Annotated in this window: 15 protein-coding genes and 1 pseudogene; 2 read left to right on the top strand and 14 right to left on the bottom strand. The window is 56.9% G+C overall.

The features are described 5' to 3' along the window. Positions 1-63: 63 nt before the first annotated feature. Both ACSEXW_RS22145 and ACSEXW_RS22140 read right to left on the bottom strand, forming a co-directional pair. A complete protein-coding gene (locus ACSEXW_RS22145) occupies positions 64-1,323 on the bottom strand; it encodes a plastocyanin/azurin family copper-binding protein (RefSeq protein ID WP_438448358.1) in 1,260 nt (419 codons plus the stop codon). A 19-nt stretch (positions 1,324-1,342) separates the two neighbouring features. After that, positions 1,343-1,549, bottom strand: a complete 207-nt coding sequence (locus ACSEXW_RS22140) for a c-type cytochrome (protein ID WP_438448357.1) — start codon at positions 1,547-1,549, stop codon at positions 1,343-1,345. Between ACSEXW_RS22140 and ACSEXW_RS22135 the strand changes: the two genes are divergently transcribed. Next, positions 1,536-1,943, top strand: coding sequence for a hypothetical protein (locus ACSEXW_RS22135; protein ID WP_438448356.1), 408 nt, complete (start codon positions 1,536-1,538; stop codon positions 1,941-1,943). The two genes, ACSEXW_RS22140 and ACSEXW_RS22135, sit on opposite strands and share 14 nt — an antisense overlap. A gap of 82 nt (positions 1,944-2,025) precedes the next feature. On the opposite strand, the gene ACSEXW_RS22130 is transcribed toward ACSEXW_RS22135, so the two are convergent. The 12 genes and pseudogenes from ACSEXW_RS22130 to ACSEXW_RS22075 all read right to left on the bottom strand — a co-directional run bounded on the left by ACSEXW_RS22130 (position 2,026) and on the right by ACSEXW_RS22075 (position 14,998). Next, positions 2,026-2,748 (bottom strand): amino acid ABC transporter ATP-binding protein, encoded by a 723-nt coding sequence (locus ACSEXW_RS22130; RefSeq protein WP_438448355.1) that lies wholly within the window; start codon positions 2,746-2,748, stop codon positions 2,026-2,028. After that, positions 2,741-3,451, bottom strand: a complete 711-nt coding sequence (locus tag ACSEXW_RS22125; protein ID WP_438448354.1) for an amino acid ABC transporter permease — start codon at positions 3,449-3,451, stop codon at positions 2,741-2,743. The genes ACSEXW_RS22130 and ACSEXW_RS22125 overlap by 8 nt, the downstream gene beginning before the upstream one ends. A gap of 92 nt (positions 3,452-3,543) precedes the next feature. Further along, positions 3,544-4,416 carry a transporter substrate-binding domain-containing protein gene (locus tag ACSEXW_RS22120; protein WP_438448353.1) on the bottom strand — a complete coding sequence of 291 codons (873 nt, stop codon included), beginning with the start codon at positions 4,414-4,416 and terminating at the stop codon, positions 3,544-3,546. Positions 4,417-4,980: 564 nt separating this feature from the next. Then, positions 4,981-5,334: pseudogene (locus tag ACSEXW_RS28585) on the bottom strand (response regulator); the annotation flags it as partial. Positions 5,335-5,379: 45 nt separating this feature from the next. After that, entirely contained in the window at positions 5,380-8,319 is a 2,940-nt protein-coding gene (locus tag ACSEXW_RS22110) for an ATP-binding protein (RefSeq protein WP_438448351.1), read from the bottom strand. Next, entirely contained in the window at positions 8,309-9,613 is a 1,305-nt protein-coding gene (locus tag ACSEXW_RS22105; protein WP_438448350.1) for an adenylate/guanylate cyclase domain-containing protein, read from the bottom strand. Before ACSEXW_RS22105 ends, ACSEXW_RS22110 begins: the two co-directional genes overlap by 11 nt. Next, positions 9,610-10,374: a response regulator gene (locus ACSEXW_RS22100; protein WP_438448349.1), complete on the bottom strand. Its 765-nt coding sequence runs from the start codon at positions 10,372-10,374 to the stop codon at positions 9,610-9,612. The genes ACSEXW_RS22105 and ACSEXW_RS22100 overlap by 4 nt, the downstream gene beginning before the upstream one ends. A 224-nt stretch (positions 10,375-10,598) precedes the next feature. Continuing rightward, positions 10,599-11,336 carry a VanW family protein gene (locus ACSEXW_RS22095; protein WP_438448348.1) on the bottom strand — a complete coding sequence of 246 codons (738 nt, stop codon included), beginning with the start codon at positions 11,334-11,336 and terminating at the stop codon, positions 10,599-10,601. 190 nt (positions 11,337-11,526) lie between these two features. Further along, the gene (locus ACSEXW_RS22090) at positions 11,527-12,414 is read right to left on the bottom strand and encodes a TIGR01777 family oxidoreductase (protein ID WP_438448347.1); all 888 of its coding nucleotides are present in this window, start codon (positions 12,412-12,414) and stop codon (positions 11,527-11,529) included. Positions 12,415-12,532: 118 nt separating this feature from the next. Next, positions 12,533-13,426 carry a flagellar motor protein MotB gene (locus ACSEXW_RS22085; RefSeq protein WP_438448346.1) on the bottom strand — a complete coding sequence of 298 codons (894 nt, stop codon included), beginning with the start codon at positions 13,424-13,426 and terminating at the stop codon, positions 12,533-12,535. Beyond that, a complete protein-coding gene (gene motA / locus ACSEXW_RS22080) occupies positions 13,404-14,207 on the bottom strand; it encodes a flagellar motor stator protein MotA (RefSeq protein ID WP_438448345.1) in 804 nt (267 codons plus the stop codon). The genes ACSEXW_RS22085 and motA overlap by 23 nt, the downstream gene beginning before the upstream one ends. 125 nt (positions 14,208-14,332) lie before the next feature. Then, positions 14,333-14,998, bottom strand: a complete 666-nt coding sequence (locus ACSEXW_RS22075) for a trimeric intracellular cation channel family protein (RefSeq protein WP_438448344.1) — start codon at positions 14,996-14,998, stop codon at positions 14,333-14,335. A gap of 91 nt (positions 14,999-15,089) precedes the next feature. Here ACSEXW_RS22075 and ACSEXW_RS22070 point away from each other — a divergent pair, with 91 nt between their 5' ends. Further along, positions 15,090-15,353, top strand: coding sequence for a DUF2533 family protein (locus ACSEXW_RS22070; protein ID WP_438448343.1), 264 nt, complete (start codon positions 15,090-15,092; stop codon positions 15,351-15,353). Positions 15,354-15,388: the final 35 nt, after the last annotated feature.

Raw genomic sequence — 15,388 nt, 5'->3', positions numbered from 1 at the left:
ACCCGCCGCCGGGTGGCTGAACGGGTTATACGGCAGGCTGCCTGCAGCGAGGCAGGTGACTTTTTACTTCACGATGATCTTGCCCTTCATGCTGCTCTTATGCGGTTCGCAAATGTATTCATATATGCCCGGCTTGTCGAAGGTTACCGTTTCCGACTGTCCCTTGGACAGCAGGGCGGTCCGGAAGGAGCCGTCCAGCGCCACAGCATTGTGGCGGGCACTGTCCATATTGGTGAACTTCACGGTGGAGCCTGCGGCTATGGTCAGCTCCGGAGCGGTGAACCGGAACCCGGACATATCGATGGAATACTCCTTCGGCTTGCTGCCTTCCAGAGACAAGGTATCGCCGTTCACCAGATACCACACATTGTTGACGGCTTGGCCTGACGTATCGCCGGGATGAAGATCCTTTACGTAATAGTACAGCGGCCAGCCCCGGAAGGTGGTCTGCTTCGTGCCGTCCGCGCGGACCAGAACACCAAAGTCCGATTTGGAGAGCTGCGCAGGAACCTTCAGCTTCTCCGAGAAGAAGACGGGCCAGTTCTGCAGACAAGTCCCCTGGCACGAATTCAGATCGGCCAGATCCTTCTTGAACAGGTAAAGAGCCATTCCGTTTTCGTCCGTCAGGAAAGTGCCTGTCCCTGCCTTATCGCCCCATTCCAGCCGGGGATACTTCAAGCGATCCAGCTTCCCGGCGGGCAGCTTCAACACCTCTGCCAAGGTCCCGGTTCCTTCCTTGGTCTTGGCTTCAAGGGAATCCACCAGGAAACTTGCTACATCGGCGTTGTGGAGCGCCTTGCCTTCCATGGCATGCACGACTCCAGCCTCCGCTGCCTTATGAAGCACCTGGGCATACTGGAAGTCCACATCCTGTTTATAGCCCAAGGCTTCCAAGAGGACTTTGGCCAGCTGCTCCGTGGTGATGCCGCCGTCCGGGTCGAAGACGCCGCCGCCGATGCCCTGCCAGCCCAAGTGTGGATTCGCCTTCAAGTATGCCATGACGGATTGTCCGCCTTCCCAAACGCCCGATGCATCTGCAAAGTTGTTCCTTCCCTGGAAGGCCAGAGCCTCCTGTTCCAGTCCCTTCAGCCGAAGATACAGGATGGCCGCTTGCAGCCGGGTGGTGGACTTGGCCAGATATTCCGCCGTTAGCCCGTTCCCTTCTCCCTTCAGGATGTTCAGCTCCAGTGCCAGATCCGCATCGGACACGACATCGGCTCCAGTGGCCGAAGATTCAGCTGCGCCTGCCGGAAGTGCTGCCCCCACTGTCATCATAACGGCCAGAAGACCGGCCGGGATGGTTTTGCTCCGCTTCAATTTCATATGTACATCGCCCCTTTTCTTATTTTTTTGCTGCCAGCCATACGGCCAAGGTCTCCGTTTCCGCTGCCGACAGCCTCTTTTCCTGTGCCGGCATCCGGCCGCCTCCCTTCAGAATCTGAGTGAGAATCTCATCCTTGGTCATATGTCCGCCGACCTTAGTCAGCTCGGGCCCCATCTTCCCTTCCAGATTCACGCCATGGCAGGCCATACAATTGTCTTTGTACAAGGCTTCCGCATCCTTCACAGCAGCGGTCGTTGCAGCCGCAGATGCGGTCGAAGCAGTGGCTGCAGGCTTAGCCGTGGCCGCTGCTGTCGCCGATGGCGATGCGGCGGGTGATGCAGCCGGTGCGGAGGAGACTGCCGCCGCGGTAGGGGCGGCACTGGCCGCAGCAACGGGGCTGGCCGACGGTGAAGCGCTGGCCGCTGCTGCCGGACTGGCGGAAGCAGCGGCCGACGGGACAGAAGAAGCCGAAGCGGCGGCTTCTGTGGCTGCCGGCGTATCTTTACCGCCGCAAGCTGACATCGTAAAGGCGAAGAGCGCCAAAGCGCCGAAGAGTGTCCACTTCCTGTTCCTCATCATCCACTTCTCCTTTAGGGGGAATATTGTGCTTCTGTCCTAGCTAACGCACCTGCCCGCCATAAGGTTTGAACATTCTGTGAACAAAATAAAAAGCTGCCGATTACTCGGCAGCCTCCAGCTGTTTACAAAACCTTGCTTAAGAATTCTTTGGTCCGCGGGTGCTTCGGATCCGTGAACACCTCGGAGGGCAAGCCTTCCTCCGCAATGCTCCCCTTATCCATGAAGATCAGCCGGCTGCCCACTTCGCGGGCAAAGCCCATCTCGTGGGTGACGACGACCATGGTCATGCCTTCCGCCGCCAGCCGCTTCATGACGTCCAATACTTCTCCGACCATCTCCGGATCAAGAGCGGAGGTGGGCTCGTCGAACAGCATGACGTCCGGCTGCATGGCCAGAGCTCGCGCGATGGCAATCCGCTGCTTCTGTCCGCCGGACAGCTGAGGCGGGAAGCTGTGCGCCTTATCCTCCAGGCCGACGATCCGAAGCAGGTCCATGGCGATCTTCTCCGCTTCCTCCTTGGACAGCTTCTTCAGCTTGCGGGGCGCCAGGGTGATGTTGTTCAGCACGGACAGATGCGGGAACAGGTTGAACTGCTGGAACACCATTCCCATCTTCTGCCTCAGCTTGTTGATGTCGGTTTTCCGATCCGTGATATTGATGCCCTCGAAGACGATCTCGCCGCCGCTTGGCATCTCCAGCAGATTCAGACAGCGCAGGAAAGTGCTCTTCCCCGAGCCGGAAGGACCGATGACGACGACGACCTCGCCTTTTTCGATATGAATGTTCACGTCCTTCAGAACGTGGTTCTTGCCGAAGCTCTTTTGTAACTGGTTGACCTTAATCACTGGTTTTCAGCTTCCTTTCCACCAAACCGAGCAGTTTGGACAGCGGGAATGTCAGGGTGAAGTAGATGGCGCCAGCTACAAGCAGCGGCTCGAATGCGATATACGTGGCTCCCCGGACCAGGTTGGCGTTGTACATCAGATCGGCCAGGCCGATGACCATGACCTGAGACGATTCCTTGATGATGACCACGAACTCATTGCCCAGGGTAGGAAGAACATTGCGGACCGCCTGCGGCAGGACGATGTAAGCCATCGCCATCCACTTGGGCATGCCGAGGGACCGGGCCGCCTCCATCTGTCCTTTGTCCACAGCCTGGATCCCGGAGCGGAAGATCTCCGCCACGTACGCCGCACTGTTAATGGACAAGGTCAGGACGCCGGCTGCAAAATCGCTCATGGCGAAGGTATTCTCCGGCAGTCCGACCTTGCCGCACAGCCATTCCAAGGCGACCGGCAAGCTGAAATAAATGATGAGCAGTTGAACCAGGAGCGGGGTGCCCCGGATCACTTCAATGTAAGCGGTGGCCAAGAACCGCAGTATCCGGCTGCCGGACAGCCGCATCAGCGACAGGAACATACCCGCGATGGTACCGAAGATTACGGTAAAGAACGCCAGTTTCACGGTCATGATCGTGCCGTGCACATAATTGCTTCCGTACTTGGTCATAAAGGAAAAGTCCAAGGATAAAAAGGCGGTTGTCATCATCTTCCTCCAAATCTTAGCAGCTTCCGGGTGAAACGCGAAAATAGCGGAAGTCTCCGCTATTTTCGGCCGTTCCCCTATGGTCTACAACCTTACTCCGCGCTCAGGGCGGATGCTTCTGTTACAAGCTTGTCGAGGGTCTTGTCACCCATCAGACGGTCCAAGGTCTTGTTGATCTGATCGACGAATTCCTTGTTGCCCTTCTTCACGGCAATAGCCGAGCCGGCTTTGTCCGCTTGAGGCTTCACGTTCGAGATGACCAGATCGGTGTTCTTCTTCACGTAGCCGGTTGCCACCGGGGACTCCATGAAGAGAGCGTCGACTTTCTTGCCCTTCAGCTGCATGACGAGGTCCGTGATCTTGCCGATGGACTTGATGGTGGCGCCTTCCGCCTGCTTCTTGGCCAGATCCTCTTGGATGGATGCGGTCTGTACGCCGACGGTGGCTTTCTTGATGTCATCCATGGACTTGAACTTGTCCTTATCCTCCGCACGGACCAGAATGATCTGCTCGGCATTGTAGTAAACCTTGGAGAAGTCCACGATCTTCTCGCGCTCCGCATTCGGTGTCATGCCGGAGATGACGAAGTCGACCTTGCCGGCGTCAAGAGCAGCCAGCAAACCGTCGAAGCCCATGTCCTTGATCTCCAGCTTCACGCCCATATCATTGGCGATGGTCTTGGCGATCTCAATGTCAAATCCTACAATAGTGTCCTTGCCGTCGATGTTCTTATGGAACTCGTAAGGCGCGTAGTCGGCGCTGGTGCCGATGACCAGCTTGCCGGCTTTCTTGACATCGGCCAGCTTGCCAGTGGCAGCGGCGCCGGGTGTTGCGGTTGCTGCTGCGGATACGGCGGCCGTAGGCGCTGCACCTTGCTTGGAGGAATCGTCTTGGTTCTTCTCGCCGCAAGCGGTGATGGAAGCCAGCAGCATAACTGCGGCCAGCAGGGTTGTCATCTTCTTCATGTTCGTTATGCACCTCTTTTGTATAATCATTCACTGTGACTTGTTTAGTATAAGAGACGCCGGATAAATTGACAATAGTTCAATTCGACACTATTGTGACGATATGAAGGGCTTGGCACCGTACAGGCTGCATTATCGACAGAAATTGACCGATTACAGAATAATTTGGTCCATATCCGTGTATATCCGGGAAAAAAGCTCCTCGTCATCTTCCCGAAGCCGTTTCATAAATCCGATATCCGTGGTGACGACCCGCACCGATCCGTCGGCAGCCTGTATATTGCGCATACAGGTCTTGATGACACCGAGCCGGGCGTCCGTCATGGCCTCCACCCCGTCGAAATGAAAGATGACCCGGAGCGGCTTCATGAAGAGAAACCCTTGAACAGCGGTCCGTACGGATTGGAGTCCCTCCTCCTGAATATGGGGAAGCAGGGATATGATGAAGACGCCGTTCTTGTTCTCTATGGAAAAAGCGGCGTTCTTGCCCTTGCCCGCTCCCGCAGCCGCAGCCGCTTCCGCTCCCTCCGGAACGGCGTCCGCCCGCAGGAGACCCGCCTCCTTCAAGACGTCATGGATCGTCTTCAGGATTTTTTCCATCGTGATGGGCTTCAGAATGTAATGTCTGGCCCCGCTCTGAATGGCCTCGAACACCATATTCCGCTGGTCCAGCGCGCTGATCATGATGACGTTGGCATCGGGGTAGGTGGCCAGAATCCTCTTCAGGGAGTCAATCCCGCTCATCACCGGCATGGTGATGTCCATGGTCACCAGGTCTGGACGGTGCTTGTCATATTCCTTATACCCTTCCATTCCGTTGGAAGCCTCCGCCACCACCTCGTGTCCGGCTTCCGTCAGAAGCGTCCGCAGATTGCGGCGCATTAAGATCGAATCATCCACTATCAAGATACGGGCCAATGTGATTCCTCCCTGATTCGGCGGGTCCTAAGTGAGCCGCCGTCTTTAACGTTTGGTCAATACGAAGCAGATCTTGGCCCCACCCTGGGGCGAGTCCATCCTGCAGGACCAGATCTGGGATTCCGCCATCTTCACGGAGGCCCCTTCGGTGCGGATCGTAATCGGCGGCTCCATAAGGATATAATCGGCCAGAGATCCGAACATGTTGAAGGAGTTGCCCAGGATAATATTGGAGGCCTCGGCCAGGCTGTCCTCCAGGTACCGGTCCTCCTCCTCCGAAGTTAAAGGCTCCAGTACCATATGGCGGGTCAGAACCCGGGAAAGCTGCCGGTCCATGGATAGGATGAACATGCCTTCCACAGCCCCCTTCAGCGAGACGAAGGAGGTGACCTCCATCAGCACCAGCTTCTCTTCGGGATGGCTGCCGTACTCGTCTCCGCCGTCCAGCCGGACCGAGACATACCGCTCAAAGTAGTCCTTCGCCACCTGGAGCGAAGGCTGAAGCATGGCGGGGAACTCCGTTTCGGGCATGCCGGACAGGTCCTCGTAGGGAAGGATGAAGCGGAATTCCGTGCCCTCTCCGGGCTCGGTCCGCACCTCCACGCTTCCTCCCAGCCTCTCCGTCTCCACCTTCACGGCGGATAGTCCGATCCCGCGTCCCGACAGCTCGCTCACCTCGTCCCGGGTGGAGAATTCGTCCCGGAAGATCAGCGCGATCACCGACGGGTCATCCAGACGCTCCAGCTCCTCCGGGGTCAGGATGCCCTTGGATGCCGCCTTCCTCCGGATGGTATCGGGAAGGATGCCTCTTCCGTCATCGGAGATAGACAGCATCGCATGGGTGCCCTCCCGCGTAATCCGGCAGCGGATCGTCCCGAACTCCTCCTTGCCGGCGGCAAGCCGCTCATCCGCAGGTTCGATGGCGTGATCGACGATATTGCGGAAGACATGGATGAGGGATCGGCTGAAATCATAGTATCGTTCGTTATCCGCCAGAAAATCGTCCCCTTCCACTTCGAAGGGATGGACGTATTTCTCCAGCCGTTCCGACAAGCTCTCCACATAATCCGGATAGCTCTTCAAGAGCTCCTTGAACGGCTTGTACCGGAGCTTGCGCAGGTCAGGCAGCAGCAGCTTGCACTCGTTGGGGGCCAGAAGAGCGATCATCTTCTTCTCGATGTCCACGATCTTGGACTTGTCGATCAAGAGCAGATCCTGCTGGTGGAAGAAGCTGTCGCCCAGCACGGAGCGCAGAACCTCGAAATCCTGATCCAGCCATTCCGTAAACCGGAAGGATCCGACCAGCTCCTCAAGCTGAATGGCCCCGCCGTCATCAATGCACTTGATGGCCTCCGTCAGGACAGATTCCGCTTCATGCAGATGCTCGGTTACGTGGGTTAAGCCGAACTGGGAAAAGTTGCCCTTGTACGTATGGAGATCGCGGTACAGCCGGAGCAGCAGCACCTTCGGTTCCTCACTTCCGGATACGAACTCGCGCAGCTCGGATTCCACGAACGACTTGTAATCGCGGACGCAATCGATGAAGTCCCCGTATTGGACGATGACCTTGACCACCATCTTAAGAACGTTCCGCTCGGCGTCCATCTGAATCTCCATCTGACGCTTATCGGTGATATCGGTCAGGATCGCCATCATGGCAGACCCCTGCCCGCTTCCGGCAGGGATCATTTTGTACCCGATGCTGATGTGACGCCCCTCCACCGTAATCTCCTGGGCCATCAGGCTGATATAGATCTCGCGCCGGTAGGGATCCGGCTCCAGGAAGATCTTCGCCAGAAGGCTCTCCAGGAAAGCGATCTGCTCCGGGTCGTCCCTCCCGATCAGTCGGGCGATGGAGCTCTGGCCGATACCGGCGCCGAAGATGTGCTCGCACTCTTGGCTGTATTCCTCATCCACCAGAAGATCCGATCCGAAGGTCAGGAACCCTTGGCCCGCATGGTCCAGCAGATTGCGGATCGCCCGCTCCCGGATAATCAGCCGGTCCTGGGCCTCCTGCAGCAGACGTTTGGATTCGATCAGCTCCTCATTCTGCGCTTCCAGCTCCTCGTTCTGCTCCTCCACCGTGTTCTTCTGATGATGCAGCCGTTCGTTGTATTCCTTCATCTTCTGCATGATCAGGTTCGTGGAATCCGCCAGCTCCTCCACCTCGCGGAACGGCTTCACCAGCTCGATCTGGGTGTTCATCGTCGTCTCAAAATCCTCCTGGGCGATGGCCTTCACCCGGGAATTCAACTGCTCCAGCGGCTGCATCACCCGCCGGCTGATCAGCTTGCTGATCAGATGGGTGATGAACAAGGTGATGAACACCACCAGGAGGAAGACGGCGGTCACACTGATCAGAATGCTGAAGACCAGCTGCGGAGCGATCATGGCCGTGACCGATCCCACCTCTTCCCCTTCCTTGTTGACGAGAGGATAGGAGGAGGCCACGGCATAATAATCGATCAGCCGGTTGGATTCCATCCCGAACCATTCCGACAGCCGGTCGCGGTTGTTATAGACGGTCTTGTCATCCAGCTTGACCTCCAGCAGCACAAAGTCGATGGCCAACGGCATCCGGAGGTTGTGGCTGCGGGACGGCCGGTCCTCTCCTCCGGGGTGCGGGACACCCACCTTGAACTCGCTCGGCAGATAGGTCTGCAGCTCCGCAGTCCGGTTCATCTGCTGGACCCACATTTGTCCCGCTTGGGAGTCCGGATTGAAGTCCTTCAGATCCTCGATGCCCTGCTCCAGCACGAAGGCGCGGGAGCTCATCTGCTCCGCAATGGTATGGCCGATGAAGCCGGATCCGAAGCCGGCCGCCGGACGGAAGATCAGGGCGAAGAAGAACAGGATGATCAGCGTAAAGATCATGATGTTGATGAAGGAGGAGGAGTAAATCGTTCTGCGTATGCGATTGCGTAGAGTTCTCCGATTCCGCTTCTTAGGAGCCGGAGATGCCATCAAGGGTGCTTCAGTCATCATCGGAGCCTCCACCTTCTTTCGGTTGATTATGGGACGCTGCGCCACAGCCGGCCGCAGCTTCTATCGACCCGGCAGCTTGGCAGGCTTCCAGGTTGCGGCGCGCCGGCAGGTCCTCCGGATGCTCAAGAGAGAGCCTGCTGAACCGAAGGCCGGCCTCCGCCGTGTTTCCGTCCGCATACAGACGGACCGCCTCTTCGAAGGCTACCCGGGAAGCCGCCTTCACCTTCCTCAACTCCGGAGAATCGGCTTGGTACACCTCGAACAGATTCACACTTCGGGTCTTCCCCTTCACGCGGATGCGGTCGATCCACCGGATGCCGTAATCCTCCGGCTTCTGAAGCGTCCGGTAGGTATCCTCGCTGATCAGGATGGAGGTGCCGTACAGCTTGTTCAGGTCCTCCAGACGGGAGGCCACATTGACCACATCGCTGATGACCGTGCCCTCCATCCGGTTCGGGCCTCCGACGATACCCAGCATCAGTCTGCCGGTATTCAAGCCGATGCCGGTCTTGATGGGGGCCAGCCCGCGGGAGAGGCGGCTGCGGTTAAAGCCCTCCAACCGTTCCATCATTCCGATGGCGGCGTCAAGGGCGGCGTCCGTATCCTGATGGAACAAGGCCATAATGCCGTCGCCGATATATTTGTCGATAAACCCGCCGTGAGATTGGATCACCGGCTCCATCTCCGCGAAATAATCGTTCAGAAAGTGAAAATTCGCCTCCGGCTGAATCTGCTCCGATAGGGTGGTGAACGACCGGATGTCAACGAACATGACCGTCATTCGTGTCTCCACATGGTCGCCGAGCCGAACCTCTGTAATGCTCCGCTTCCGGAGGAAGCTCAAGAACTCCTTCGGCACGAACCGCTCATAGGCTCTCGTCAGCTCCGCCTGGCGCAGCTTGGCAAGACGCTCCTCCTCGAAGCCCTTCTCCAGACTGTCCACGTTGTGCAGCATCATGCGGTTGATGCGGAGCACCTCCCGGGCTGCTTCGGCTATGGCAGGCTCCGCTTCCGCGAACTCCTCCTCGGAGAGGGTGTCCATGATGAAGCCCTCCGACATATCCTCCAGATTGGAGCGGAAATGCAGCATCGGCTCCTCGATCCGAATCCGGAGCAGGCGGTCCAGCCTCCGGACGTATGTATAGAGCACGGCCATCAAGCCGATACAGGCCGCCACGGTCCCTAAGGACGGGGAGAATCCCAGGATGAGGAGCACACAAGCTCCTCCAGGCAGCAGGAGACCGTATAAACTGCCCCTTCGGACCCTCTCTCTTATCGGATAGGTAGCCTTCATGCTCGGCCGGTCTCCTTCAGGGGAACATCAGGGAAGTGACGTCGGATCCTCTCCCCCAGTACCGTATGGTCCGCCGATAACGATGCCAAGCCGCCGGCTGATCGGATCTGCCCGATCATGGTCCGCAAGCTCTCCCAATCCCCTTCCTGCAGATCCTCCAGACCGCGCAAGGCAAACTCCACGGACAACGGCCGGATAAATAGGAGGCCTTGCAGGGCTTGTCCGGCCTGAGGAAGATGAATTCCGGCTGCAGGTCCGGGGATATTCATCACGAAGATCCCCTCCCGGTTCTCCACCGTAAAACCTCCCGACGGCGGCTGGGATAACGTCTTATCCTCTCCCGTCGGACCGGAACGGGCACCGGTATCCGAAGATTCCGGACCGGCCGGGTCCCTGCCGCTGTTCTTCAGAACCTGGGTGACGGCCTGGAGGAGCTTCTCGGCCGTAATGGGCTTGATCATGTAATGCTTGGCTCCGTTCTCCATGGCTTCGAACAGCATGTTTCTCTGGTCGAATGCACTGATGACGATAATACGGGCCTCCGGATCCTCTTGGCGGATCGCCTTCACCGCATCGATGCCGTTCATTACCGGCATGGTGATGTCCATGGTTACGAGGTCGGGCCGATTCACCCGGTACAAGCGCCTCGCTTCCTCGCCGTTGGAGGCTTCGGCTACCACCTCGTAGCCTTCCCGGGACAGGATCAGCCGTAAGTTTTTGCGCATGACGGATGAATCATCCACAATTAAGATCCGCTTCATGGTGTCCTCCTTGATGTCTCACATTGTAGGTCTATTGTACCTCTTATCCGTTGCGTCGGACAATCGGGAAATGCCGGATTATAGGATTTTTCGTCGAAAACAAACAAAAATCGCCCGATATTGGGCGATCTTCTGCGATAGCTTCTGATTCGGCTCATCCGCGGCGGATGACGCCGCTTATGGAGTACCGGCTAACGGGTGTTAGGTCCATGGACCCGCTGATATTAAGGGATGGGATATTTGACTTCCGCATGGTTCCGAATGATGAGGGCCTCCCGGATCACCTGTCCCGTTTCCTTGTTGACCGTTCGTTTCCAGATCTCGTTCTCCCGGAAATTCTTATCGCCGTCCCGGTAGAATCGGTGGTTCCGCTCCTCGATATGATAGGCCTCGGGCAGGTCGTGATCGCAATATACGACTCCCTTCAGATGCTCGCCCGTCAGCCGGAGCTTGAATTGAAACGTATGCGGCGTCGGATTGAAGAACCTGAGATCGATGTAGTTGTAGAATACACTGGCTCCGCTTCCGAACGGAAGAACCCTCCGGTCATCCGGGAAGGGGTCGAAGCTGTGATGATGCCGTTCTCTGATCTCCAGCGGCGTATGGAGGGCCAGCCAGAACAAGAGATTCGCCAGCTGGCACAAGCCGCCTCCGATGCCGGTCTTGACCTCTCCTTGGGAGAGCAGAAGTCCCTCTAGATACCCTTTGTCGGCTGTCGTCCTGCCAATCAGGTGCCAGAAGGAGAAGGTTTCGCCCGGTCGGATGACGATGCCCTCCATGGTCCCGATGGCCAGCCCCAGGTTCACGATCTTATTCTCCTGCAGCATGGGATCCGTGGAGCCCAGCTTCCTGCGAAGCAAGGATTGATGCCGTTTCACCGTATAGGGCAGAGACTCGGAGGATCGTTGGGAGGCATACTTCTCGAAGCGGTTCATGAAGCTCCTGACCAACCGAAGCTGCATGATTCGAGCCTGATAGACAAAGGGTGCTGCGGTATAGAGCTTGCGTATGGACCGATGAATGGGGGAAGCACCTCCATAATTGGGATACACTTCCATCATATCATGCCATACCGTACCGGCGGCCCCCCAATTGCAAAAAGACTGTGAAGATCGGCCGCAGCCGGACCACACAGTCCCGATCGGTTCAAGGCTATCCGTATATCTCGTGTAAGGCCTCATCCAGCTCCGGATATTCGAACCGGAAGCCCAATTCCAACAGCTTCCGCGGCACCACATGCTGCCCCTTCAAGAGCAGGTCCGACAGCTCGCCGAAGATCAGCCTCATGGCCATGGAGGGTACCGGCAGCCAATGGGGACGATGCAGCACCTTGGCCAGTATCCGGCCCATCTCGTCGTTGGTCACCGGATTCGGCGCAGTTGCGTTGACCGGTCCGGAGACTCGGTCATTCTCGATGGCGAAAATCAACAGATTCACCATGTCCCGGATATGAATCCAGGAGATCCACTGCTTGCCGCTGCCAACCCTTCCCCCGATCCCAAGCTTGTAGGGGAGTGCCATCGGAGGCAATGCGCCGCCGTCTCCGCTTAAGACGAGTCCGACTCGGATTTTAACCAGCCGTACTCCTTGAATCTGGTCTGCAGCCTGCTCCCACTTCTCGACCACCGAGGACAAAAAATCCGAGGGTGCTCCGCTATCCCGTTCATCGAACACCGCACTTTCCGAGGTTCCGTAAATATTCATTCCGGAACCGTTGACCACCACATCGGGCTTGGTCTTCATCTTCTCAACCCATCGGGCCACCCGTTCGGCCGCCTCCACCCTGGAATCCAGAATCCGCCTTTTGGCAGCGTCCGTCCATCTTTGATTGATGGTTTCTCCAGCCAGATTGACGATGGCCTGCCAGCCTCCGCCGGCATCCGGGTTCTCCTCCAACTGTGCCCAGGTAAGAAGCTCCGTCCCCTCCACCTGCTTGGAAGCGGAACGGGATACAACGGCAACCCGGTGCCCCCTATTAAGCAGCTCCCGAGCCAGATGCCGGCCGATAAAGCCGGTTCCGCCTGTAATTGCGATCTTCAACCGGAACGCCTCCTTCCTGCTTGACTTAACCTCGATGGTAGCATAAACCGAAGGCAGAAGAAAATGATCCTATTCCGATGAAAAAACCGGCATCCCCTTCGGGTGCCGGTTTCCTATTTCAATGCGTGGACGTGGACAGCTGCTTCGAGGAGACGAACCCTGGACTGAAGATGGAAACCTCCACCCTTCTGTTCTGGGCCCTACCCTCCGACGTGTCATTGGTAGCGATAGGATGGAACTCGCCAAAGCCGGTGGAACTGAAGCGCTGCTGATTCACCTTGGGGTTGCGGAACAGCTCCTTCATGAAGTTCAGAGACCGGGCGGAGCTTAAATCCCAGTTCGACTCGAAGGTCTTGGAGGTGATCGGGATGTTGTCCGTGTGACCGGACACCGTCACCTGATAATCCGGGTAGCTGACCAGGATGTCCGAGATGGCACCCGCCAGCACCTTCGCCTCCGGCTTGACCGTTGCGCTACCGGACGCATACAGCGCCTGGTCGCGGATCGTGATCATCACGTAATGCTCCCCCAAGGTGGTGTCCAGCTGAGTGTCCAGCCCATTGGTGTTAATGTATTGGTCCAGCTTCTCCTTCAGGGTTTCCAGGTTCTCCCGTTCCTGCTTCGCCTGCTCCGACATCTCCTGCTCCGATTGGGCTTCTTGATTCTGCAGGGCCTGGGCCAGCTGCTGGGCGATGGCTTCCGCCGTAATGTTATCGGTGCCCGCTGCATTCCGTTCGGCCCCTTGGGAATCCTCCCGGGTCTTCCGCTTGGAATCCGGGTCAGCGTCCTTGGTCGGCTCCTTCACGCCGAAGAACTCGAAGAAGCCCTTACCGCCGTTGAAGGCTCCGTGCATGGCATTGGAAAGCTGCTCCAGCTTCTTCTGGTCCACTTGGCTGGTAGCGAACAAGACGATGAATAAGGCAAGCAGAAGCGTCAGCAAGTCTGCATAGGGGATTAGCCAGGACTCGTCCACATGCTCCTCATGGTGTTCATGCTTTTGCTTCTTTGCCACCCGCTGCACCCTCCTTGGCTTCCAGATTGCGTTGGCTCGAAGGCAGGAAGACCAGCAGCTTCTGGCGGATGGAGTTGGCGGAGCCGCCCAGACCGAAGGTGATGAGACCTTCCACCATCATCAGCTTGATCTCCACCTCTTCCTTGGACAACCGCTTCAGCTTGTTGGCAATGGGATGCCACAGCACATATCCGGAGAAAATCCCAAACAGCGTCGCGATGAACGCCGCCGCGATGGAGTGGCCCAGCTTTTCAATATCGTTCAGGTTGCCCAAGGCTGCGATCAGACCGACAACCGCACCAAGCACGCCCAGCGTCGGTGCATATGTACCTGCTTGCGAGAAGATCTGCGCACCAACCCGGTGCCGCTCCTCCATCGCATGGATATCCTCCAGCATGACGTCCCGGACAAATTCGCTATCACTTCCATCGATCAGCATCTTCATGCCGTTCTTCAGGAACGGATCCTCGACGCTCTCCGCTGTAACCTCCAGGGCCAGGAGGCCTTCACGGCGGGCAATGGTTCCCCACTCGACGAATTTCTCGATCAGTTCCTGCTTCTCCATCCGCTTCTGGTGCTTGAAGATCAGCTTGAACAGAGTGGGCATCTTCTTGATGTCCGCCATCGGGAACGCCATACACAAGGCGGCAAAGGTTCCCAAGAAGATGATCAGATAGGCGGCAGGGTTATACAGGGCCGCCAGGTTCGCACCCTTCATCACCATCCCCAGACCGACTGCGATGACTGCGCTGACTAGACCGATAAGTGTTGACTTTTCCATCGTTCCAACTCCCACATCTTTTTCTTTTTCTTCTCTCTATATCGGATGAGAGGACGAATTTGTTGATACTAAATGTCGAATGATGTAAGTGAATATTATGCCAATAGTACCATATCAACCCACGGTCAGGGAAGCAGCAGCTTTCGTTTTGGCAATTTCCAATGATAAAAAATGGATAACATTCGCATTATGACCACAACGACGAATAATACACCCAATCTCATAGGTCCATGAACCCATCCGGTCCAGATCATAAATCCGGCGGCGATAGCCCAAACGGCATAGATCTCCTCCCGAAGAACTAAGGGCTTGCGGCCCGCCAGCACGTCGCGAAGCATCCCTCCGCCGATACCCGTCAGCATCGCGGCTACGATAATGGCGCTCATAGGCAGTCCGTTCTTCTGTGCGTACAGCGCCCCCTGGATGGAAAAGGCGGATAAGCCGATGGCATCAAAAAAAGACTCCCATGTCTTCCAGCGCATGATCCAGCGCGGCGGCAAGAAGAAGACAAAAGTGGTGGCGATCAAGGCAATGCGAAAATATAGGCCCTGCTCCCACAAGGTGGTGACCGGTTCGCCGATCAACAAATTCCGGATGGCTCCCCCGCCGAAGGCCGTAACGAGTCCCAGAACGAAAACGCCCAAGATGTCATACTCTTCTTCCATCGCTACGATGGCGCCGCTGACCGCAAAAGCGATCGTGCCGATCAAGCTGAACAGCTCCCAATTCAATGCATTCCCGTCCTTTCGAGTTGATGTGGCGCGACCTTTGACGATGTATGTCGAATCCATTGTAACTGCAACGTTTCTATAGTATCATATTTAAAACCAATTTGTTCTACCTAAATTTAAGAATTTGACCTACAGGAGGCGGTTCTCGGTCATGAACGTCCATGAAGCCATCACGAAGCATTCCAGAAAGCAGCACGAGCATCTGCAAACCTTTCAGGAGCTTGACGACGAAAGGGAACGGCTGATTCAGGAAGCAGTGGACCGGTGTGTAAGAGGGGAGCCGTTCACGACGGAAGCCATCAACCGGGTTACCGCCCGGATCATCGAACATGCCAAGAACGGGATCTCTCCCCTGCGGCAGTTCGTCTCCGAAGAGATGATCCAAGACTATATCGCCCGGCTGCAGGAGAAGTAATCGTTACCAGCCGCCAACATAAGAAGCCCCCGTAT

The organism is Oryzibacillus soli (genome assembly GCF_051594765.1).
Taxonomy (GTDB): Bacteria; Bacillota; Bacilli; order Paenibacillales; family NBRC-103111; genus Paenibacillus_AR.
Note: the sequence above shows the minus strand (reverse complement) of the source record. Positions and strands in the feature narration are given on the sequence as shown.